The organism is Bacillus sp. FSL K6-6540 (assembly GCF_038007545.1).
Genome location: NZ_JBBOXH010000001.1, coordinates 2521956 through 2543488 on the forward strand (window position 1 = coordinate 2521956; position 21533 = coordinate 2543488).

Here is a 21533-nt window from a genome sequence, read left to right on the forward strand (position 1 = left end):
AGCGTGACATGCGTTATGTGCAGGTTTTCACATGCAATTCAAAGCTGTGACGGCGTTTTTTTGGTGTCGCCTGTTACGGATTTGGGTCGCTTGTCATACGCGAAATCTGCATTCATGACGGTTATTTATCGTGTCAATGATTAACTTCCATCAAGCCCTGTTAAGGATTCTTCGGAATCTTTGGCCGGGCTTTTTTGTATGAACGTTGGGAAAGGGGCATGTTTAGCATGGATATCGTCAACGATGAATTCTATATGTCACTTGCGCTGGATCTGGCTGAACGTGCGCAGGGCCAAACCGGGATCAACCCGGTAGTCGGCTGCGTCGTAGTTAAGGATGGCGCTCTCGCCGGGGTGGGCACGCATCTGGAGCGGGGAACGCCGCATGCCGAGGTTCATGCCCTGAATATGGCCGGGCCGAAAGCGGCAGGCAGTACCGTGTACGTGACATTGGAGCCCTGCAGTCACTACGGCGCTACGCCGCCTTGCAGCGAGAGGCTTATCGCCGAGGGCGTTCGGCGGGTGGTTGTGGCCTGCGAGGACCCGAATCCCCTCGTGGCGGGCAGAGGGATTCAGATGCTGCGCGCAGCGGGAATCGAGGTTGAAACGGGTATCCTTAAAGATCGCGCTCTTCGCCTGAACGAAGCCTTTATTAAATTCATTACGACGGGCCGGCCCTTCGTGACGTTAAAGACGGCGAGCACGCTGGACGGCAAGATCGCTTCGAAAACCGGGGACAGCAAGTGGATCTCCAATGAAAAATCCCGGGAGCTTGTGCATACGCTGCGCCATCGCCATCAAGGCATCATGGTCGGCGTGTCTACGGTTATCGCGGATAACCCGAGCCTGACGACCCGGCTTGGCGTTGAGGGGCTTCACCCGGTCAGGATCATCGTGGATTCGAGCCTGAGGATACCGCTCGACAGCCATGTCGTGTCAGACGGATTGGCGCCAACCTGGATCTTGACGACGGAGCAGGCGGATGGCACGAAGCGGTCCGAGTTGGAAGAGCTTGGTGCTCAGGTCATCCCCTGCGGGCCTGGACCGCGGGTGGATCTGAAGGGAGCGCTGCTGCAGATGGGACAAAAGGGGATCGCCTCGATTTTGCTGGAAGGCGGCGGTACGCTTAATGGCTCGATGCTGGAGCAGAAGCTGGTGGACCGGCTCATCCAGTTTATCGCTCCCAAAATCATCGGCGGGTATGATGCGCCGGGAAATTACATGTTCAGCGGTTATGAACAGATGAACCAAGCGATTTCGCTGACAGGACTTGAGACCGAAAGACTGGGCGACAATATCTACGTCACCGGCATTCCGGTCTGGAAATAAGGAGCGAGAAAGGAGGGAAGCCTGTGTTTACTGGATTGGTCGAGGAGATCGGCGAGATGCGGCGTATCGGGCGCCAAGGGGAGGCCATGCTGCTGAGCATTTCCGCTAACCGGATTATGGACGATCTGAAGTTGGGCGACAGCGTATCCGTAAATGGCGTCTGCTTGACGGCTACAGCGATCGACAAGGGCGTATTTACGGTTGACGTTATGCCGGAAACCTATAGAAACACGAATCTCAAGGAGCTGCAGCCGGGCGGGAAGGTTAATTTGGAACGGGCGATGGCAGCCGGAGGGAGATTCGGAGGCCATATCGTTCAGGGACACGTGGATGGCATCGGCGTCATTCGGAGCGTAAAGGCCGATCAGAATGCAGTGGTATACGAGATTTCGCCCGCGAAAGGGGACGTATTCAAATATATCATTCCGAAAGGCTCGGTCACGCTGGATGGAATCAGCTTGACCGTTGTCAAAACGACGGATTCCTCCTTTACGGTGTCCATCATTCCCCATACGCTGGCGGAGACGGTGCTCGCTTATAAAAAAGCGGGCGACACGATTAATATCGAATGCGACATTTTAGGGAAATATGTAGATCACCTGCTGCATTACGGTTCGGAAGGCGCAGGAAGCAGAAGCGGCACGAAATCGGGGATCAGCAGGGATTACCTGGCCGAGCATGGCTTTGCCTAAGCCGTTTCTTGCATATAGAGATATCTCCATGAGAAGAAGGAGGAATAGGGATGGATGAGCGCTTTTCATTTCATACGATCGAAGAGGCGTTATCAGATTTGAAGGAAGGCAAGGTCGTCATCGTTGTTGACGACGAGGACCGCGAGAATGAAGGCGATTTTATCGCATTAGCGGATAAAGCTACCCCCGAGGTCATCAATTTCATGATCACCGAAGGCCGCGGGCTGGTCTGTTTGCCAATGACGCAGACTAGGGCTCGGGAACTCGATCTCAAACCGATGGTGACGCAAAACACGGACTATCATGGAACGGCCTTTACGGTCTCCATTGACCATAAGGACACCACGACGGGCATATCCGCCTATGAACGTTCCATAACCGTCAACGGCATCTTGGATCCAAATGCATCGGCCGCCGATTTTCGAAGACCGGGCCATATGTTTCCGCTGATTGCCAAAGACGGTGGCGTTCTTCGCCGGGCAGGACATACGGAGGCGGCTGTCGATCTAGCCCGCCTGAGCGGCTCCTATCCGGCAGGCGTCATCTGCGAGGTGATCAAGGAAGACGGCACGATGGCAAGGCTTCCAGACCTGGTGGAGATCGCGAAAAAGCATGATCTGAAGCTGATCAGCATCAAGGATCTGATCCATTACCGCAACGAAAAAGAAAAGCTCGTACAGCGCGAGGTGGCCGTGCGGATGCCCACCGACTACGGCGTGTTTCAGGCCGTAGCCTATACCAATGACGTGGACAACAAAGAGCATGTCGCATTGGTAAAAGGGGAGATCGACCCGAGCGAGCCGGTTCTCGTCCGCGTGCATTCCGAGTGCCTGACAGGGGATGTGTTCCACTCCCATCGCTGCGATTGCGGTCCGCAATTTGAGGCGGCCCTCCGCCAGATCGATGAAGCAGGCAGAGGCGTGCTTCTCTATATGCGCCAGGAGGGACGGGGCATCGGCTTGATCAACAAGCTGAAAGCCTATAAGCTGCAGGAAGAAGGGCTCGATACCGTCGATGCGAACCTGAAGCTAGGCTTTGCGGCGGATCTGCGCGATTACGGCATCGGAGCCCAGATCCTGAAGGATTTGGGCGTAAGGAAGATCCGCCTGCTGACAAACAATCCGCGTAAAATCAAGGGTCTCGAAGGTTACGGCCTGGAGGTCGTGGAGCGGGTCCCCATTCAAATGCCGGAGAACGAGGATAATACGGGCTACCTGCACACCAAGCAAGCGAAGCTCGGTCATATGCTGAAGTTCAATGATATCGAACAAAACGAGAGTGCTAACTAATCACCAACAATAAAAGGTCAATCATGGAGTAGGTTTGCCTCACGGAATAACCCAGCGAAGAGGGCGGAATGCTGCTGGAGAAAATCCTGATTTCTTCCCTGAGAAATTAGATCATGAAATCAGGAGTTAACAGCGATCGGAAGCAGCAGCCGTCAGCGCAGCGGTCAATCACCTCGATGTCATTCCAAATCCATGTTTGACCTTATATAAACTCCAACCCGAAAGGAAGTCATCCAACATGGCAACAATATTTGAAGGTCATTTAGTATCCGAAGGTTTGAAATACGGCATCGTGGTAGGTCGTTTCAACGAATTCATCACCAGCAAGCTGCTTGGCGGCGCACTGGACGCCTTGAAGCGTCACGGCGCACAGGACAACGAAATCGACGTCGCTTGGGTGCCGGGGGCGTTTGAAATTCCGCTCATCGCCCAAAAGATGGCAGAAAGCGGCAAATACGATGCGATCATCACCTTGGGAACCGTCATTCGCGGCTCCACCACGCACTATGATTATGTGTGCAACGAAGTGGCCAAGGGGGTGTCCGCCATTAACCTGAAGACCGGCGTACCAACGATTTTCGGCGTCGTCACGACGGAGAACATTGAACAAGCCGTCGAACGCGCGGGAACGAAGGCAGGCAATAAAGGCTGGGATTCCGCCATGGCGGCCATTGAAATGGCGAACTTGACGAAAAGCCTAAAATAGTGCTTATTTAATGTAGTGCTCTTTTTATAGAGCACTGCATTTTATTTTTGGCGGGAGGATTCACCGTGACCGTATTATACAAGCTGGAAACGTTTGAAGGACCGCTCGATCTGCTGCTGCACTTGATTGATAAAGCGGAAATCGACATCCAGGATATTCCCGTCAGCGAGATTACCGAACAATACATGGCCTATTTGCACAACATGCAGGAGCTGGAACTGGAAATTACGAGCGAATTTCTGGTGATGGCTGCAACGCTGCTGTCTATAAAGAGCAAGCTATTGCTTCCGAAGCCTCCGGTTATCGAAATGGACGAGTTCGATTTTTTTGAAGAGGATGACATGGATCCGAGAGCGGAACTCATCGCGAAGCTGATCGAATACCGCAAGTACAAAGGAATCGCCCGTCATCTGCATGAGAAGGAATGGGAACGCAGCATGATTTACTCCAAGGAAGCGGAGGACCTGACTCCTTACATGCCGGAAGTGGAAGAGAACCCGGTTCAGGGATTACATATCTCGGATTTAATCGCAGCTTTTCAAAAAGCGTTAAGCAAAGCCGTCAAACGGACATCGTATGCCCGCATCCAGCGGGATGAAATATCGGTTAAGGACCGGATCCGGCAGGTGATGGACGCTCTGGAGCAGGTCGGGCCGGGAGGCCGGATTCTGTTCTCCAAGCTGCTGCACGAGGAGATGGAGCGCCATGAAATCGTGGTGACCTTTCTGGCTATCTTGGAGCTGATGAAGATGAAGCAAATCCTGTGCTACCAAGAGAAATTGTTTGAAGATATCGTCATGGAGTGGAGAGGGGAAGAACGCATTGATGGATTATCCGAAGCTGAAATCGATTATTGAGGGGCTTCTGTTCTTGGCGGGAGAAGAGGGCTTGTCGGTAAAGCAAATTGCTGAAATCACCGAGCAATCGGATGGCCTCGTTGGCGAAGCGCTGGAGGATATGAAGGAAGAATGGGAGCGATATGAACGGGGAATTCAGATCGTGCAGATTGCAGGGAGCTACAAAATCGCGACGCTGGCCGAGCACGCCCCGTATTTCGAACGTCTGGCGTATTCGCCTTCACGCTCCTCATTGTCGCAAGCCGCGCTCGAGACGCTTTCCATCGTGGCCTATCGGCAGCCGATTACGCGGGTGGAGATTGAAGACATTCGCGGCGTCAAGTCCGAAAGAGCCATCCATACGCTGGTAAGCAAAGGGTTGATTGAAGAAGTCGGACGCGCGGAGGCGATTGGCAGACCGATTCTGTATGGAACGACCAAATCGTTTCTGGATTATTTCGGACTTGCGAACATCAAGGATCTGCCGGAGCCGTCGCAATTCGAGGATAACGATTCATTGGAAGAGGAAACGCAGCTGTTATTCGACAAGCTTGACGGACAACAGCTTACGTTTGATGATGTGGAGGAAAGCTAGCCACAATATATTGTATAATGCTTCATTTGAGAAATGGGTCCTGAGCGTGGATAATCCGCGTCCGGGACCTTTTTTTGTCGTTCCGGCATATGAAAGCAGAGGATCGGAGCAGTTTCGCATCATTTGGAGACCCTTTTGCCATACTAAGCCAAGCGGATTACATTTTACTAAGTTCGTTTTGGGGGTTACTTCGTGAGGATATGGATCTTTCTTGCGGTCGGTCTGGTCGTTCTCTTTATCGTATTGCTGATCGTTGTGCTAAGCTCGAAGGTCACGATAAAGCTGGATGTGGTTCTAAGAAAAAATGAATATAAAGTATTGGCGGAAATGAAAATGCTTTTTGGATGGATCACGCGCAAATACGAAGTTCCCTTTCATTTGGCCAACGGTGGCATTGAGTATAAAAAAGAGACCGTTCCCGTGGACGAGGGGACTGAGCTCGGTTCTAAAGAAAACAAAGAAACTTCAAGACGAACCATACGATACAGGGACTATGTGCGGGTCTTGCTGACTACGAAGGGATTTAAAAAGTGGGCAAGGCAAACGATGGCGGCCGTTCATCTCATGGATGTGCACTGGTCAACCCGGATTGCCTTGGAGCATGCGGCCGATACCGCGGTTGCAACCGGATTGCTTCATGCTGTTAAGCATACCATTATGGGTTGGATGTCGTACCGGCTGATTATGGATGAGCTGCCGGAAATCCAGGTGGTACCGGTCTTTAACGGTCCGCCGCAAATTTCCACAGAGCTTTGCTGCATAGCGAAAATCTCCTGCGGAAAAGCTATGTATGCTGGACTGGTACTTATAGTTCGCGTGTTAAAGGTGAAAGGAGGAGTTAGATCATGGCAGAACACCCTATTCAAGGCTTGATGCAAACGGCTATGGAGAACATCAAGGGAATGGTGGACGTGAATACGATCGTAGGCGACCCCGTGAATACACCTGACGGCAGCGTCATTTTGCCAATCAGTAAGGTGGCGTTTGGTTTTGCAGCGGGCGGGAGCGACTACAACGTTGAAGCAGGCGGCACACACCATAATACCGCTAACGGGACGCATACCGACCATAATGCCCTTCCTTTTGGCGGCGGCAGCGGCGGCGGCGTGTCCATTCGGCCGATAGCTTTCCTGGTCGTGGGTAAAGAAGGCGTGCACATCGTTCCGCTGGACAACCAGACACATCTGTTTGAACGGATTATCGATGCGACCCCGTATTTACTCGATCAAATCCAGTCGATGTTTCAATCGGGAAGCAATGCCGCAGGCAGCACGACGCCTCCGCCGGCATACTGATTGAAGCAGGCAGATCCCTTTCGTTCATGACGGAAGGGATTTTTGCTGCAATGAAATGGACATACCTTCAGCGAGGACGACATATACTTGTACAAGATTTCTGAACACCGGAGGATAAAATGATGAAAATGAAATGGACGAACCGCAAGTCTATGTTATCCATGTTGATCGCCATATGCTGCTTGCTGGTTACGGCTGTCCCTGTACATGCAGATCACGAGCAAGGCCCGTCCAATCATGCACAGGCAGCTGCGCTGATTGACGTGACGTCCGGGAGAATGCTGTACAGCAAGAACGGGGACGAGCGTTTAAGAATCGCCAGCTTGACCAAGATTATGACCGCCATCGTGGCCATTGAACACGGCAAGCTGGATGATCGCGTCAAAGTCTCCAAGAATGCTTTTGCCAAAGAGGGCTCCTCGATCTTCCTGAAGCTTGGCGAGGAGATGACCCTTGAGAATCTGCTGTACGGCTTGATGCTGCGCTCCGGCAACGATGCCGCCACGGCCATTGCGGAGCATGTCGGCGGTACGGAAGAAGGCTTTGTGTTATTGATGAACGAGAAGGCCGCCTCGCTCGGCATGACGAATTCGCATTTTATGAATCCGCATGGACTGGATCACGACGAACATTACTCGTCAGCGCATGACGTAGCCAAACTGACGGCATATGCCCTCAAGAATCCGGTCTTTAGCGAGATCGTCAAAACCCCTACCAAGAAAGCGCCCAACCCGAATGAAGCATGGGACTACAAATGGGACAACAAAAACAAAATGCTGCGCTTCTACGAAGGGGCGGACGGCGTCAAAACGGGTTACACCAAAAAAGCATTCCGCTGCCTGGTGAGCTCCGCTACTCGTAACGGTCAGCAAATCGCAGCGGTAACGCTGAATGACGGCAACGATTGGAACGACCATTCCAACATGCTGGATTATGGCTTTGCTCATTTTCCACTGAAAAAGGTCACGGAAAAGGGACAGAAAATCCAGGGCTATCCGCTCGTCACGGGCAGTTCCTTCACTTATGCGTTCGCGCATGATGAGGAAGCGCGCCTGGTGAAGAGACTGGTCCTGCATAAAGCAAGCACGCCCGACTTGTCTTTTGGGCTGCGGGGGCATATTGAGCTGCTGCTCGATAATGTCAGCATCGGCAAGGTTCCGGTCTACGCGGAAGGAAGCAAACTTCCTGAAGCCCCTGAGGCCTTGCAAAAGTCCAGGAGCGCTCTGGGACCCGTCGGTTCCTTGTCGCTTTGGCAGTCTGCAGGAGAAGTGCTCCGGCATCTGTTCAGGGGCGCACATAACTAGCCTTCGCTAAAGAATCGTGTATTCTCATAACAGCGGGGCAGCAAAACGGGGGCGAAGAGATGATCAATTTGATTTGGATGGGGATGATTGTGATCGGGTTTTGTTTTGCGGCCGTCAACGGGAACATCGACAGCGTCACGAAAGCCGCATTCGACGGAGCCCAAACGGGCGTAACCGTCTCCTTCGGTCTTATCAGCATACTGGTATTCTGGCTTGGCATGATGCGGCTCGCAGAGGACGCGGGTCTGCTGAAAAAAGTGGCCAGGCTGCTGGGGCCGGTTGTCCGCTTCCTGTTCCCGGATGTACCGAAAAATCATCCCGCAATGGGATACATATTGTCCAATATGAGCGCCAATTTGTTCGGTCTGGGCAATGCGGCGACCCCGATGGGAATCAAAGCGATGCAGGAGCTTCAGAAATTGAATCCGGATAAGGAAACGGCATCTCCGGCGATGTGCACGCTCCTGGCGTTAAACACGGCCAGCATTACGTTGATACCGACAACGCTGATCGCGATCCGGCTTAATTATGAATCTGCCAATCCTTCGGAAATCGTCGGAACCACGCTATTGGCCACTGCGATTGCGACGGCCGCGGCAATTATCGCCGACCGATGGTATCGCAGACGAACGATGCGCCGCCAGAAGCCGCCCGGAATCGGTACAGGCCTGAACCCGGACGTGAAGGGGTGATGAGTCTTGCTGTCTTGGATTAATATCGTTTCCGCCTGGTCAATACCCATTATTATCGCATTTATTCCTCTTTATGCTTATACGCGCAAAGTGCCCGTATACGAATCGTTTGTGGACGGAGCCAAGGACGGCTTCTCCACGGCGATCGGAATCATTCCGCATTTGGTCGGCATGATGGTAGCCATAAGCGTATTCCGATCTTCCGGCGCCCTGGAGTTTTTTGTCGGTTGGACGGGCCCTTTTCTGCAATCGCTCGGCGTACCGAGCGAGATACTGCCTTTGGGAATATTACGGCCGCTGACAGGTACGGGCTCCCTCGCTTACACAACGGAGCTGATCCGCGCATACGGACCGGATTCGATGATCGGCCGAATCGCTTCGACCATACAGGGAAGCACGGACACAACCTTGTACGTGTTGACCGTCTATTTTGGCGCGGTGGGTATCCGCAATGGCCGCTATGCGTTGAAGGTCGGACTGTTCTCCGATTTGGTCGGGTTTATTGCGGCGATTGCCGTCTGCTTGCTGGTGTTCGGTTAATTGATTTCATCGACGACTGTCAGAAAGCCAAAAGCAAGGCATATAGTAAGAAGGTGCGTTTTTTCAATGTAACAGGACGTATGCCTATACCCTTGATTCCGCCATGTCATATACTGCTGCAATCACAATTTGTAGTAGGGGTGATGGAATGGAAATCGAGGGTTTTGTTATTCATCATACCGTGTGCGCGCAGGAACCGCGGAACTGGGATTTTAAGATCCATTCGGACGGCTCCGTGTCCGCTTCTTCCGTGCTGGTCCAACCGGGACAGATCCACATCTGTCTGGAAGGCGACTTCAATGCCAGCTACGAGTCGATGACGCTGGACCAGAAAACGCAGCTGTTTACCGCCAGCAAAATCATTTTGGAGCTGTCCAGACTCCATGATATTTCCCCGCTGTACTTATTTCCCCACTCCGACTCCTGCCCAGGGGCACATTTTCCATGGAACGCGCTTGTGATTTATCCTGTCGATGGTTATCATTAGGAATGAGGTGACCTAACGAACATGGAGAGATTACAGAAAATTATGGCACAGGCCGGAGTCGCTTCCCGCCGAAAGTGCGAGGAATTGATTCTTGAAGGCAAGGTGCAGGTAAACGGGGAGACCGTTACCGAGCTCGGCACGAAGGCCGATCCAGCCCAGGATATCATTACGGTTTCAGGCAAACCGATTAAGAATGAGAAAAAGGTATATGTCATGCTGAATAAGCCGAAGGGAGTCATTACAAGCGCTTCCGATCCCGAAGGCCGTAAAATTGTATCGGATTATCTCAAAGGCATTAAAGAGCGGGTATACCCGATTGGACGTTTGGACTACGATACGGAGGGGCTTTTGCTCCTGACCAACGACGGGGAGTTTGCCAATCTGCTCAGCCACCCCAAATACCATGTGCCCAAGACTTATTTGGCTACCGTGAAAGGGGTGCCCCACGGCACCGAGCTGGACAAGCTTCGTCAAGGGATTATGCTGGAAGACGGCATGACGTCTCCCGCGGAAGTGGAATATAAGGACGTGGATCCGGACAATAAACAATCCGTTATTTCGATCACGATTCATGAAGGCCGCAACCGTCAAGTGAGAAGGATGTTCGAAGCGATTTCCCATCCGGTATTGAGATTGAAGCGGATATCTTACGGAGATCTGCTGCTGCAAAATTTAAAGCGGGGCTTGTACCGCCATTTGACGGCGGACGAAATCAACCAGCTCCTGCAGATGGCGAAAGCCGCAAAGCCGGGCGGGAAACCGAAGAAAAAACGTTAAACCCGACACATAATATTCAAAATGGCGAGCGGCGTTTATGACAAATTTCGTTATAATTGTTCATAGGATGTTCACACCCGTAGTATGCGATATGATGAATGTCATAGAAAGGAAGCTGCTGCTTTATGGGCAAATCTAAGAAAAGCGTACAGATTGTTATTCTGCTTGCCATCATCCTGATCGGAGTGTACGCCGTTGCAACCGTTGTATTCGGCTCTGATGAGGTTCCCAAAGTAGGGCAAAAGGCAGCGGATTTCGAACTTCTAGGCATGGATGGCAACGTACATACCATGAGTGAATACGAAGGCAAGGCCAGGGTTATTAATTTCTGGGGCACCTACTGTCCGCCGTGCGTGCGGGAAATGCCGGCACTTCAAGCCCAGTGGGAAAAATGGAGCAGCCAGGGCGTTGAGATTATCGGAATCAATGTGGGCGAGAACAAAATGACGGTAGAGAATTTTGTTGCTCAAACCGGCGTGAAATTCCCCATCCTGATGGATCCCAAGCGGAACGCTGTTGCCAGCTTCGGGGTTGGGCCGATGCCAACCACCTTTTTTGTTACGGCCTCCGGCAAGATTGACCATATTCGCATAGGCGAACTGGATTTGAACACCCTTGACAAACAAATTGAACAGTTGGTGAATGCGAAATGAGTCAAGGTTCCAAGCCTTTGATCCAGAATACGAAGTGTGATTGCGGACACCAGAATCCAACGGGGACGGTCCTCTGCGAGGCTTGCGGCAAGCCGCTGACCGAGGAAGCGGAGGCCCAGCCGATTCTGGAAATGCGGTATGACGGCGTTGCCCGTCGATCGCAGAAAGAAAATCCCGGTATTATCGATCGGGTATGGAATTTCTTCTCTTCGGTAAAAGTAGCAATATATCTCATATTGCTAACCTTGATCGGCTCCTCGCTGGGGACTATCTTTCCGCAGGAGAGCACATTCCTTAACATTGACCCCTCTGTCTACTACAAAGAGGAGTACGGACAGCTGGGGCATATTTATTACTTGCTCGGGCTGTCACATACATATACGTCTTGGTGGTTCGTTCTGCTGCTCGTCATGATCGGCGCATCGCTTGTCATTTGCAGTCTTGACCGTGTCCTGCCGCTCTACAAAGCGCTCAGCAGACAACGGATTCCGAAGCATATGTCCTTCCTTACCCGCCAGAAGGTGGTATACCAAGGACAAGTCCAAGAGGACGGGGCCGACTGGGTTGAGCGGATTAAGCCGATCATTAAGAAAAAGGGCTATCGCGTTCGAACGGACGGCGGGACGCTTCTGGCAGAGAAGCAGCGGTTCAGCCGCTGGGGCCCCTATGTTCTTCATATCGGCCTGATTATCTTCCTTCTCGCTGTTTTGGGACGGAACCTGCCGGGACTGCATATGGACGAGCATATGGCCTTTCCTCAGGATGAGCCGGTGCACATCAAGAACACCAGCTACTATTTATTGAACGACGGCTTTAAGGTTGAATTCTATACCGAAGACGATATGCCTGAAGAATTCAAAGGCAAGAACAAAGTGCTGCCGAAGGAATTCCAAACCCAGGCCATCCTGTATATGTGCGAGGCCAATTGCGACGATCTCGATAAAGAGCCTCAGCTCTTGGAATTGACGCGCCATAACATCGAGGTGAACCATCCGCTCAATTACAAAGGGTTAAAGGCTTATCAATTCGATTATGATCTGACCCCGATTCTCCGTACGGTTTCGCCGGTGCTGATTGACAGCAAGAGCGGTAAGGAATACGGCAAAATCACGCTGTCCATCAACGATCCCCAAAGAGAGTATCAGGCAGGGGAATATACGTTAACGCTTACACAGTCCTTCACCGATTTTGGGCTGGGCGATAACGGCAAGCCGGTCAACCTGTCACCTAACCCGAATGCGCCTGCATTCTTATTTCTGATTAAGGGACCTGATCTGCCGAAGGAAGGCGTTCAGTACTTCTACTTCCCTAAACAGATCGATAAGGAACGTTTCAATCAGGAAGCGATCAATGCGCAGCTGGCGGGTGGCGAGGCACTCGTAAAACTGGATGTGCTCAGCATGGACGATGTGGACTTTTCGGAATCGACGACTTATCTGAATATTCGTGTGGATAAAGCCATGCCGTTCATTTGGGTTGGTTGTTTCATCGGTATGATCGGCCTGGTCATGGGCTTTTATTTCACCCATCGCCGGATCTGGCTGCGTATTGATAACGGAACGCTGACGCTGGGCGCGCATACGAACAAGAACTGGTTTGGACTTCGCAAGGAGATCTCCGGAATCCTCAAGCAAATGAATATCGAAGTCGATGAAAAGTCATTGGAGAATAACAGGGGGACTAAGCATGAATCTAATTGATTTCAGCGGCGACGCATTTATCGTTGCCTTTACCTTATACTGCGTGGCATTTATCATGTACGCACTTGCCGTCATGGGACGCCGGTTCCGCAAACGCGACCCGGAAGCCCATTTGGCGAAGTGGGGCAAGATCGCATTTGTTACGACAACGATCGGTTTGATCGGACACTTGCTGTACTTCTTTACTAGATGGGCGGGCTCGGGGCATGTGCCGGTCAGCAATATGTATGAGTTCATGTCCTTCTTGTCGATGGCAATCATGATTGCCTTCCTCGTACTTTATTTTATCTACAAAAAATCGCTGCTCGGATTGTTTGCACTGCCGCTGGCAATCCTGATCATGGCCTATGCCGCCGTGTTCCCGCAGCAGGTGCAGCCGCTCATTCCTTCGCTTCAGTCCTATTGGCTGGGTATCCACGTTACATTGGCGGCACTGGGGGATGCGTTTTTTGCGGTCGGCTTTATTGCCGGCTTGATGCATCTGCTCCGGACCGTTAACTTTGGCGGAACGGACAAGGGCTCGCGCAGGGAACAGCGCTGGCTTGAGCTCGTCATGTTTGCCATCGTGGTGCTGCTCGGATTTATTTTGTCGGTGTACAGCTTCCGTGCAGGCGGTTATCAGGCGGAGTTTAACCAGACATTGGTTGACCCGAAGACAGAAAATAGTACAATAGTAAAAGTGGAATATAACATGCCTCCGCTAATCGCGCCTTACCAGAGCGAGGCCGAGAGCATGCAGTCTTTCTTGGGCATGAAATCCCCGCTCATGGAAGCTCCGTCCTGGATGCACGGCGTGAATGCAGGACGTAAGCTGAATACGGTGGTATGGTCGCTGGTCACCGGGTTGATCCTTTACGGATTGCTCCGCCTGATCCTGCGCAAACCGCTGGCTAAATTCATTCAGCCCGCACTCAATCGACTGGATCCGGATGATCTGGACGAAATCAGTTATCGAGCCATCGCGATCGGCTTCCCTGTATTTACGCTTGGCGGTCTCATCTTCGCCATGATTTGGGCAGAGATTGCATGGGGCCGGTTCTGGGGCTGGGATCCGAAGGAAGTATGGGCGCTTATTACTTGGTTGTTCTACAGCGTGTACCTTCATCTCCGGCTATCGCGCGGCTGGCAGGGTAAATATTCGTCCTGGCTGTCCGTTATCGGCTTTATCGTGGTCATGTTCACGCTGGTCGGCGTCAACTTGATTATCGCGGGTCTGCATTCCTATGCAGGCACCGACTAATGGCAATTGAATAGATGTGAATTAACAATCAGAAGGGCCCTTTCTTAATCAAGAGGGCCACTTCTGATTTTCCCTATAAAAACGAAGGAGTTGGCTGCCAATGTCTGAGCACGGAAATCGCATTCTTGTTGTTGATGATGAGGAACGGATTCGCCGTTTGTTGAAAATGTATCTGGAGAAGGAAGGATATGAAATCGAGGAGGCGGAGGATGGGGAGACCGCTCTTCGCAAAGCAAGCTCGGAGGATTACGGGCTCGTTATTCTGGATGTCATGCTGCCCGGCATGGACGGCGTTGAAGTATGCACTCGCCTTCGTCAGGTAAAGTCTACGCCGATCCTGATGCTGACCGCCAAAGGCGAGGAGATTAACCGGGTCCAGGGATTCGAGGTGGGCGCCGACGATTATGTGGTGAAACCGTTCAGTCCTCGCGAGGTGATCTATCGCGTTAAAGCCATATTGCGCCGTTCGTCCGCCACGGCTTATCTGAGCAAGGAACCGAATCCAAGCAACAGCATCGTATTCCCTCACTTGATCATTGAACACGATGCCCACCGCGTGACGGCCGGCGGGCATGAAATCAGCCTGACGCCGAAGGAGTACGAACTTCTGCACTATTTGGCCTCATCCCCGGACAAAGTGTTCTCGCGGGAAGAGCTGCTGAAGGATGTTTGGAATTACGAGTTTTTTGGCGATCTTCGCACGGTCGATACCCATGTGAAGCGTCTGCGCGAAAAATTGAATAAGGTATCCGCGGAGTCCGCAGCGATGATTACGACCGTATGGGGAGTAGGCTACAAGCTGGAGGTACCGAAGTAACGTGAGTTTTTGGAGATCACTTGTCGGCAAGCTGTGGATTACGATAACCTGTTTGGTCGCGTGCGTACTGCTGACGCTCGGTTTATTCTTGCTCCCTTATATCGATACCACCTTCGCGAATTCGGATGCCATTAAGCGTTTATTTACTTATGTGGCCATTATCGGCTTTTCGATGACCACCTTTTTCGGGTTGTTCCTGCTGACGAAAATTACGCAGCCCATGCAGCAGCTCATTGAGGCAGCCAACGATATCCGTAAAGGGAAATACGGCACGCGGTTGAACCTTGTGACCAGTGATGAGATCGGCGAGCTGGCCAATACGTTTAACCATATGGCAGCGGAGCTGGAAACGAACATCCGCAATTTGAACCACGAGAAGGAGCACCTGTCCAGCGTGCTGAGAAGCATGAGCGACGCCGTGATTACGTTTGACAATCACGGCCAGGTCATCCTGGTGAACCCGCCGGGATTGGAAATCATGAAGACCTGGAAAGGGCTGCAGTGGGACGATGAGCTTCAGGGCGGAGGCTGGGCGGCCGATGTCATGCCAAAACCGCTCAGCGAGTTATATTACGCCACCGTCAACGAAGGCAAGGACCAAAGCGCCGATCTGCATGTGAAGCAGGGAATCTGGTCAGCCCATATGGCCCCCTTGTATTCGGATGACGTGATCCGCGGAGCCGTCGTGGTGTTAAGGGACATAACCGAACAGGTTACATTAGAAAAAATGCGGACGGACTTCATTGCCAACGTGTCGCACGAAATACGGACGCCGCTGTCCATGATGCAGGGTTACAGCGAAGCGCTCCTGGACGGCATGGCAGCTTCACCCGAAGAGAGCAGGGAGCTTATACAGGTCATTCATGAGGAATCCCTGCGGATGGGGCGTCTGGTGAAGGATCTGCTTGATTTGACGCGCATGGAGGCAGGGCATGCCGAGTTATCCCTGCGGGAGATGGATGCAGGCGAATTGTGCGAGCGGGTATTCCGTAAATTTGCGGTTCGTGCCAAAGAGCGGGATATCGATCTTCAGCTGAACAAGCTCCATTCGAATCTTCAGCTCGAAGCGGCGGATGAAGACAAGCTTGAACAGGTGCTGACCAATTTGCTGGATAACGCTTTCCGTCATACGCCTTCAGGCAAGAAAATTCAAATTACGGCAGACCGGATCGCCTTATCGAACACGGAGGCGCTCCAGGTGAAGGTTTGCGACCAGGGTGTCGGCATTCCGCCGGAAGACCTGCCTTTTGTATTCGAACGATTCTACAAGGCCGATAAGGCGCGTGTGCGGGGGGAGACGGTGGGAACCGGCATTGGCCTTGCCATCGTGAAAAATATCGTGACCGCGCACCACGGAACGATCAACGCGACAAGCGAAGTGGGGAAAGGCACCGTGTTTACGATGACGATCCCGACAAAAGCGGCAGAATCCTAGGGAATGCCCGCGCAAAAGACAAAACACGCTCGCAAGGAGCGTGTTTTTTTGTTGAAATAAAGGAGTTAATCTTGTTCTACGTGGAACAATGATTAACCCCTTGGATTAAAGCTTAGCCTAGCGCGATTTGCTGCGCCGTGTTGAGTTCCGACAAGCCGGTAAGCTTGATCAGAACGTCCTTAGGAACGTCTTTATCCACCGTCAGCAGCATGATGGCCTCGCCGCCGATCACTTTACGTCCCACTTGCATGGAGGCGATGTTGACATCGTTCTCGCCGAGCAGGGTTCCGACACGACCGATAATGCCCGGTTTGTCGTTATGGGAGATCAGAATCAGGTGACCTTCCGGAGAGATATCGACCGGGAATTTATCCAGACGGACAATTCGTTCGCCGTAACCCAGCAGGAGTGTACCTGCGACAATTCGCTCCAAACCGTTTTGCGTTTTAAGCGTAACGGTAACGAGGTTGGTGAAGTCTTTGGTTTTTGGTGTCTGGGACACAACGACGTGCAGGTCACGGCTCTTCGCCAAATGCATGGAGTTGACAATATTCACTTCGCTTCCGAGGTGACGCTCCAGCACACCCTTCACGATGTATCGGGTCAGGGCCTGCGTATCGACTTCAGCCAGCTCGCCTGCATAGTCGACGTGAATCTCCTTTACCGCGTGTGCGGTGATCTGGGCCGCTACACTGCCCAATTTCTCGCCGAGCGAGAAGTAAGGCTGCAGCTTGTTCATGACGCTTGCGGCTACAAGCGGGAAGTTGACCGCATTCTTAAACGGCTCGTTGCGCAGGATATGCAGCACTTGCTCGGAAACGTCGATCGCAACGTTCTCCTGGGCTTCAACAGTGGATGCACCCAGATGCGGAGTGACGATAACCTTCGGATGGTTCAGGAACGGATGATCGCTTTCAGGCGGCTCATGTTCGAATACGTCAAATGCGGCTCCGGCTACAATGCCTTCATCGATGGCTTCCACGAGCGCGCGCTCGTCAATGATGCCGCCACGGGCACAGTTCACGATGCGCATGCCGCGTTTCATGACCTCGAATTGCGGTCTGGCGATCATGTGGCGCGTCTCCGGCGTAAGCGGAGTATGAACCGTGATGAAGTCTGCGTTCCGGATAATGTTATCCACGGAGGAAAGCTTCACGCCCAGTTTATCCGCACGTTCTTCCGTCAGGAACGGATCGAAGGCCAGAATGTTCATGCCGAAAGCCTTTGCGCGTTTAGCCACCTCGCTGCCGATCCGTCCCATGCCCATAACGCCCAGCGTTTTGTTGCGGAGCTCTACGCCGAGGAAGGATTTGCGATCCCAGGTTCCGCCTACCGTTTTGGCATAAGCTTGAGGGATGTGGCGGGCGAGGGCAATCATCATAGCAAACGTATGCTCTGCCGTCGTAATCGTGTTGCCGTCAGGTGCATTGATAACAACGATCCCGCGCTTTGTTGCCGCTTCAAGATCAATGTTGTCCACGCCTACGCCGGCACGGCCAACCACCTTGAGATTAGTTCCTGCATTCATGATGCGTTCTGTAACGCGCGTCTGACTCCGAACGAGGAGTCCGTCGTATTCACCGATAATGGCAGTGAGCTCGTCTTCGCTAAGCCCGGTTTTTTTGTCTACCTGCACATCGGCGGCGTCCATTAACTGCTGGATCCCCAAATCGCTGATCGGATCCGATACCAATACTTTAAACATGGTTTCTCTTCCTCCTTAAAATCCACTATAAAATGCGGTACTGCAATATTGAATAAGGATTACGCTTAGCGCGCGCTCCGTTATACACCAGAGATTCCGATAAAGCTGCAAGAGGTCTATACAGGTTTGACGCGGTGTCGTGGCAAAGAGACAGGAACATAAAAAACTCTCAATCCGCATACTACCTCCGTAGTAAGGGACGAGAGTTATTCGTGGTGCCACCCTTATTCGCTGCCAAGATGCGGCAGCCTCAAGCGGTCTGTTCAGACCATGATTGGTAACGGATATCATCCGATTTGCGCCTACTCCAAGTTTCAGCGAAATATCTCAGGAACGCTCAAGAATACTTTACGCCACCGATTTGCACCAACCATCGGCTCTCTGAGGACGTTACGGTTTCTCTTTTCCGTCATCGGTTTTCACAGATTAATTTTTTCATAATGTATCATGGCTCTAACATTGTGTCAATAGGTGTTTATTCTGGCCATCCGCCTAGATGTAGGGGAAGAAACGAGGGATAGCCTTGAATGTCATGCCGTTAATTTGCTATGATGCATATGCCCGCCTATGATTAAATTATACTTATATTACTGTGGTTGTACACGAAGATATCTTAAAAATCAAGATGAAAGACAGGCCCATCTTCTATGAAAAAATTTAAAATACGCGTTAAAAGAATCGAAGCCCACCAGCTGAACGATCGGCTGCTGCTCATCAATCTGTATCTTACGCAAGCGTTGACGCTTATCGTCGGTTTGATCTGGATTTTGTTTCAGAACCGGAATCCGTTCGGATTATTTGTTTTTCCGAAGGAAATCGAGTTTGTTTATTGGGGTCTCGGACTTGCCGCAGCGATGCTGGCAGTGGACTTTGTATTGTCCCGGTTTGTGTCGGAGGATAGCATGGACGACGGCGGGATCAATGAAATGCTGTTCAGGAAAAGGCCGGTTTGGCATATATTCGTTATCGCCCTGATCGTGTCCATCTGCGAGGAATTATTGTTTCGCGGAGCGATACAGCATGCGTTCGGACCGTATTGGACAAGCATCTTGTTCGCGCTGATCCATGTCCGATATTTAAAGCATTGGCTGCCGACTGGATGGGTTTTCTTGAGCAGTTACGGTCTGGGCTACGTCTATATACAAACGGGTACCATTTGGGCGCCAATTCTGTGCCATTTTCTGATAGATTTCATATCGGGAATGTTGATACGGTTTCGGAGGAAAGAGGAACATGAACGAGCTTAGCAGAATGCAACGGCATCAAGGCCGAAATAAAGGCCGGAAGAACAAGTCATCGGCTCAATCCGAAAAAAGAGCGGCGGAAAAGCCGCTGCAAGCAGAAGGGAATCGGAGTCGATCTAAATCCCAAGCGCCCGCAAGCACTGCGGTACCGAAGACGCGGGGCGGCAGCGCGGCGAATGGATTAAGCCGGTCCAGATCGACAAGGTCAAACCAGAATCCGATAGAGGAAGAGGTTTCGGCGCCTAAACGAACGAATACATATTCCTCCTATCGCGTAAGAATGAGCAAGTGGTTTGTGAACTCATTAATTGTCATCTTCATATTGTTAATGGTAGGTCTTCTGTGGTGGGGACTTATCGGAGCGCCTCCATTAAGGGGATTGTTAAAGGAGATATTATGAGTGTGTTGATGTGGATAGCGGGTGCTGCGGCACTCGGTGTAGGCGCAATCGGCTGGATGAGGGCTGAAGCCCGGGGCTATCGCCAGCGTGAAGAGGAAGTGGTATCCGAGCGTATTCCGCGGTCGTTTGACGGGTTTCGGATGCTGTTCATCACCGACATACATCGCAGACAACTGTCTGAAGAGAAGCTATTATCCAATATATCATCGGTGGATTGCGTGCTCCTGGGCGGAGATATTACCGAAAAAGGGGTGCCCTTTGAGCGGTTGAGGCATAACATGTCGGTTCTGGCCCGCCTCGCTCCCGTGTATGCCGTACTGGGAAATCACGACCTGTATGCAGGCAAGGACGCCGTTCGCAAGGTATTGCGGGAGAGCGGGGTCATTCTGCTGAATGACAAGACCGTCACGTTGAAGCGGGATGGCGAGTGTCTTGTCCTTAGCGGAGTTAGGCAGCCGGCTAGCAGGAAACATCCGTATACGAAATTCCGGGGAAATGCAGCGGAAGACCAGTATCACATCATTCTGGTGCACGATCCGATATGGCTCAAAGGCAAGGAAGAAACGCACGGGGATCTCCTGCTGGCAGGCCATACCCATGGAGGACAGATTGTGCTGCCGATTGCCGGAGCGGTTCGTCTGGAGCGCTTTTACAAGAAGTTTAAATCCGGATGGTATACGCTGCCGAGGAAGGCAAGCGAGTCTGTCCACTCCTCCAGGCTGCTGATCAGCCGGGGGTTCGGCACTTCCCATATTCCGCTGCGCCTCCAATGTCCGGCGGAATATCATGTGATTACATTACGTAAAAAACCTTAATTCGATCGTCGGATGTTTGACGGCAGAATTAAGGTTTTTCCGGTTCTTCGGGTTATCTTATTTTAGGCTCGATCCATTGCGGATCCACGAATCCATACCCTTTGGCCTCGAGCTTGGTCAGCAAAGTGTCCAGGGCCTCGACAGTCCACGGAAGCTCATGCATCAGAATATTGCTGCCGGGATGAAGCTGCTCGAGCACGTTGCTCACAACGGCATCGGGTTTGTTTTTGTTTTTGCTTTCCCAATCCAGGGAACCGTTGGACCAAGTCATAAACAGCAGGTCATGCTCCAGTGCGACTTCCTTGACGGTATCTCCGCCGGAGCCGAACGGAGGCCGGAAAAACTTCGGTTCCGATCCCGTCGCTTCCTTAACGATCTTCTGGACGTCCCCGATCTGTTTCTCGACCTTCTGTTTGCTTTCATTTTTGAGGTCGATATGATCCCAGGAATGATTGCCGATGATTTGACCGCGGTCATGGATCAGCTTCAGCAGTTCGGGATGCTCCTTCGCGCGGTATCCATTCACGAAGAAAATGGCTTTGGCTTCATGCTTGTCGAGCGTATCGATCATGAGGTTGATCATTTTTTCATCCTTGGGACCGTCGTCAAATGTAAGCAGCACCACCTTTTCGGGTACGGATTCATCGTTTGGTACGATTCGGTACACCTTATTCATGTGGTATTTCGGCTCGGACGGAGCCTCGGCTTCCGGATCCTTGACGGCCTCTTCGGACAGGTCCGGGGAATCCGGGGATTTGCTCGAGCTCGTGCTGGACGGGTCTTCAGGCTTGTCCTGTTCGGCCGAAGGATCGGTGTTTTCTTTCGGAGGGGACACCTGCCCGGTGGATTCGTTTTGCTGCGTCGTCTGGGTATTACCGCCTTCCATAGCCGTGCCTTGCTTCTGAGCGGCGCCGTTGCTGCCGCATGCACTGAGCATCAGGCAGCAGGCCAACAGAAGGACTGTTCGTGTTCTAACCATGATT

General features: G+C 52.0%; 23 protein-coding genes and 1 other annotated feature. Of the genes, 21 read left to right on the plus strand and 2 right to left on the minus strand.

Going from position 1 to position 21533, the window contains the following annotated elements; all coding sequences use genetic code 11:
* The first annotated feature begins 227 nt into the window (after window positions 1–227).
* The 18 genes from ribD to MHH82_RS11255 all read left to right on the plus strand — a co-directional run bounded on the left by ribD (window position 228) and on the right by MHH82_RS11255 (window position 16386).
* Window positions 228–1328: a bifunctional diaminohydroxyphosphoribosylaminopyrimidine deaminase/5-amino-6-(5-phosphoribosylamino)uracil reductase RibD gene (gene ribD / locus MHH82_RS11170; RefSeq protein ID WP_251493910.1), complete on the plus strand. Its 1101-nt coding sequence runs from the start codon at window positions 228–230 to the stop codon at window positions 1326–1328.
* A 23-nt stretch (window positions 1329–1351) separates the two neighbouring features.
* Window positions 1352–2020, plus strand: a complete 669-nt coding sequence (gene ribE, locus MHH82_RS11175) for a riboflavin synthase (protein WP_340965669.1) — start codon at window positions 1352–1354, stop codon at window positions 2018–2020.
* A gap of 50 nt (window positions 2021–2070) precedes the next feature.
* Window positions 2071–3309 carry a bifunctional 3,4-dihydroxy-2-butanone-4-phosphate synthase/GTP cyclohydrolase II gene (locus tag MHH82_RS11180; RefSeq protein WP_251493918.1) on the plus strand — a complete coding sequence of 413 codons (1239 nt, stop codon included), beginning with the start codon at window positions 2071–2073 and terminating at the stop codon, window positions 3307–3309.
* Window positions 3310–3547: 238 nt separating this feature from the next.
* Window positions 3548–4015: a 6,7-dimethyl-8-ribityllumazine synthase gene (ribH, locus tag MHH82_RS11185; RefSeq protein WP_009595158.1), complete on the plus strand. Its 468-nt coding sequence runs from the start codon at window positions 3548–3550 to the stop codon at window positions 4013–4015.
* Window positions 4016–4080: 65 nt separating this feature from the next.
* Window positions 4081–4872 carry a segregation and condensation protein A gene (locus tag MHH82_RS11190; protein ID WP_015734494.1) on the plus strand — a complete coding sequence of 264 codons (792 nt, stop codon included), beginning with the start codon at window positions 4081–4083 and terminating at the stop codon, window positions 4870–4872.
* The gene (gene scpB, locus MHH82_RS11195; RefSeq protein WP_015734495.1) at window positions 4841–5446 is read left to right on the plus strand and encodes an SMC-Scp complex subunit ScpB; all 606 of its coding nucleotides are present in this window, start codon (window positions 4841–4843) and stop codon (window positions 5444–5446) included. Before MHH82_RS11190 ends, scpB begins: the two co-directional genes overlap by 32 nt.
* A gap of 192 nt (window positions 5447–5638) precedes the next feature.
* Window positions 5639–6319, plus strand: coding sequence for a DUF2953 domain-containing protein (locus MHH82_RS11200; protein WP_015734496.1), 681 nt, complete (start codon window positions 5639–5641; stop codon window positions 6317–6319).
* Complete coding sequence (gene ytfJ, locus MHH82_RS11205; protein WP_009595256.1) at window positions 6292–6741, plus strand: GerW family sporulation protein; 450 nt, start codon at window positions 6292–6294, stop codon at window positions 6739–6741. The genes MHH82_RS11200 and ytfJ overlap by 28 nt, the downstream gene beginning before the upstream one ends.
* A 119-nt stretch (window positions 6742–6860) precedes the next feature.
* Window positions 6861–8045, plus strand: coding sequence for a D-alanyl-D-alanine carboxypeptidase family protein (locus MHH82_RS11210; protein ID WP_015734497.1), 1185 nt, complete (start codon window positions 6861–6863; stop codon window positions 8043–8045).
* Between the two features lie 59 nt (window positions 8046–8104).
* The gene (locus MHH82_RS11215) at window positions 8105–8737 is read left to right on the plus strand and encodes a nucleoside recognition domain-containing protein (RefSeq protein WP_009595212.1); all 633 of its coding nucleotides are present in this window, start codon (window positions 8105–8107) and stop codon (window positions 8735–8737) included.
* Between the two features lie 6 nt (window positions 8738–8743).
* Window positions 8744–9277, plus strand: a complete 534-nt coding sequence (locus tag MHH82_RS11220) for a spore maturation protein (RefSeq protein ID WP_015734499.1) — start codon at window positions 8744–8746, stop codon at window positions 9275–9277.
* A 148-nt stretch (window positions 9278–9425) separates the two neighbouring features.
* Window positions 9426–9764: an N-acetylmuramoyl-L-alanine amidase gene (locus MHH82_RS11225; protein WP_340965678.1), complete on the plus strand. Its 339-nt coding sequence runs from the start codon at window positions 9426–9428 to the stop codon at window positions 9762–9764.
* A gap of 21 nt (window positions 9765–9785) precedes the next feature.
* A complete protein-coding gene (locus tag MHH82_RS11230) occupies window positions 9786–10541 on the plus strand; it encodes a pseudouridine synthase (RefSeq protein WP_009595165.1) in 756 nt (251 codons plus the stop codon).
* Between the two features lie 125 nt (window positions 10542–10666).
* Window positions 10667–11194 carry a redoxin domain-containing protein gene (locus tag MHH82_RS11235; protein WP_009595122.1) on the plus strand — a complete coding sequence of 176 codons (528 nt, stop codon included), beginning with the start codon at window positions 10667–10669 and terminating at the stop codon, window positions 11192–11194.
* Window positions 11191–12894, plus strand: coding sequence for a cytochrome c biogenesis protein ResB (locus tag MHH82_RS11240; RefSeq protein ID WP_340965682.1), 1704 nt, complete (start codon window positions 11191–11193; stop codon window positions 12892–12894). Before MHH82_RS11235 ends, MHH82_RS11240 begins: the two co-directional genes overlap by 4 nt.
* Window positions 12881–14134, plus strand: coding sequence for a c-type cytochrome biogenesis protein CcsB (gene ccsB / locus MHH82_RS11245; protein ID WP_340965684.1), 1254 nt, complete (start codon window positions 12881–12883; stop codon window positions 14132–14134). The genes MHH82_RS11240 and ccsB overlap by 14 nt, the downstream gene beginning before the upstream one ends.
* A gap of 100 nt (window positions 14135–14234) precedes the next feature.
* Window positions 14235–14951, plus strand: coding sequence for a response regulator transcription factor (locus MHH82_RS11250; RefSeq protein ID WP_009595176.1), 717 nt, complete (start codon window positions 14235–14237; stop codon window positions 14949–14951).
* A 1-nt stretch (window position 14952) separates the two neighbouring features.
* A complete protein-coding gene (locus MHH82_RS11255) occupies window positions 14953–16386 on the plus strand; it encodes an ATP-binding protein (RefSeq protein WP_015734503.1) in 1434 nt (477 codons plus the stop codon).
* Between the two features lie 112 nt (window positions 16387–16498).
* Here MHH82_RS11255 and serA read toward each other — a convergent pair whose 3' ends face one another.
* Window positions 16499–18091 carry a phosphoglycerate dehydrogenase gene (gene serA / locus MHH82_RS11260; protein WP_015734504.1) on the minus strand — a complete coding sequence of 531 codons (1593 nt, stop codon included), beginning with the start codon at window positions 18089–18091 and terminating at the stop codon, window positions 16499–16501.
* 192 nt (window positions 18092–18283) lie between these two features.
* Window positions 18284–18513, minus strand: a binding site (T-box leader).
* Between the two features lie 225 nt (window positions 18514–18738).
* Here serA and MHH82_RS11265 point away from each other — a divergent pair.
* From MHH82_RS11265 to MHH82_RS11275, 3 genes are read left to right on the plus strand one after another with little or no spacing between them, the layout of a single operon-like run.
* Window positions 18739–19338, plus strand: a complete 600-nt coding sequence (locus tag MHH82_RS11265; protein ID WP_015734505.1) for a CPBP family intramembrane glutamic endopeptidase — start codon at window positions 18739–18741, stop codon at window positions 19336–19338.
* Entirely contained in the window at window positions 19325–19735 is a 411-nt protein-coding gene (locus MHH82_RS11270) for a hypothetical protein (protein WP_340965687.1), read from the plus strand. The genes MHH82_RS11265 and MHH82_RS11270 overlap by 14 nt, the downstream gene beginning before the upstream one ends.
* Complete coding sequence (locus tag MHH82_RS11275) at window positions 19732–20550, plus strand: metallophosphoesterase (RefSeq protein ID WP_340965689.1); 819 nt, start codon at window positions 19732–19734, stop codon at window positions 20548–20550. The genes MHH82_RS11270 and MHH82_RS11275 overlap by 4 nt, the downstream gene beginning before the upstream one ends.
* A gap of 52 nt (window positions 20551–20602) precedes the next feature.
* Here the strand turns inward: MHH82_RS11275 and MHH82_RS11280 are convergent, their stop codons facing one another.
* Entirely contained in the window at window positions 20603–21529 is a 927-nt protein-coding gene (locus MHH82_RS11280) for a polysaccharide deacetylase family protein (protein ID WP_340965691.1), read from the minus strand.
* Window positions 21530–21533 lie beyond the last annotated feature (4 nt).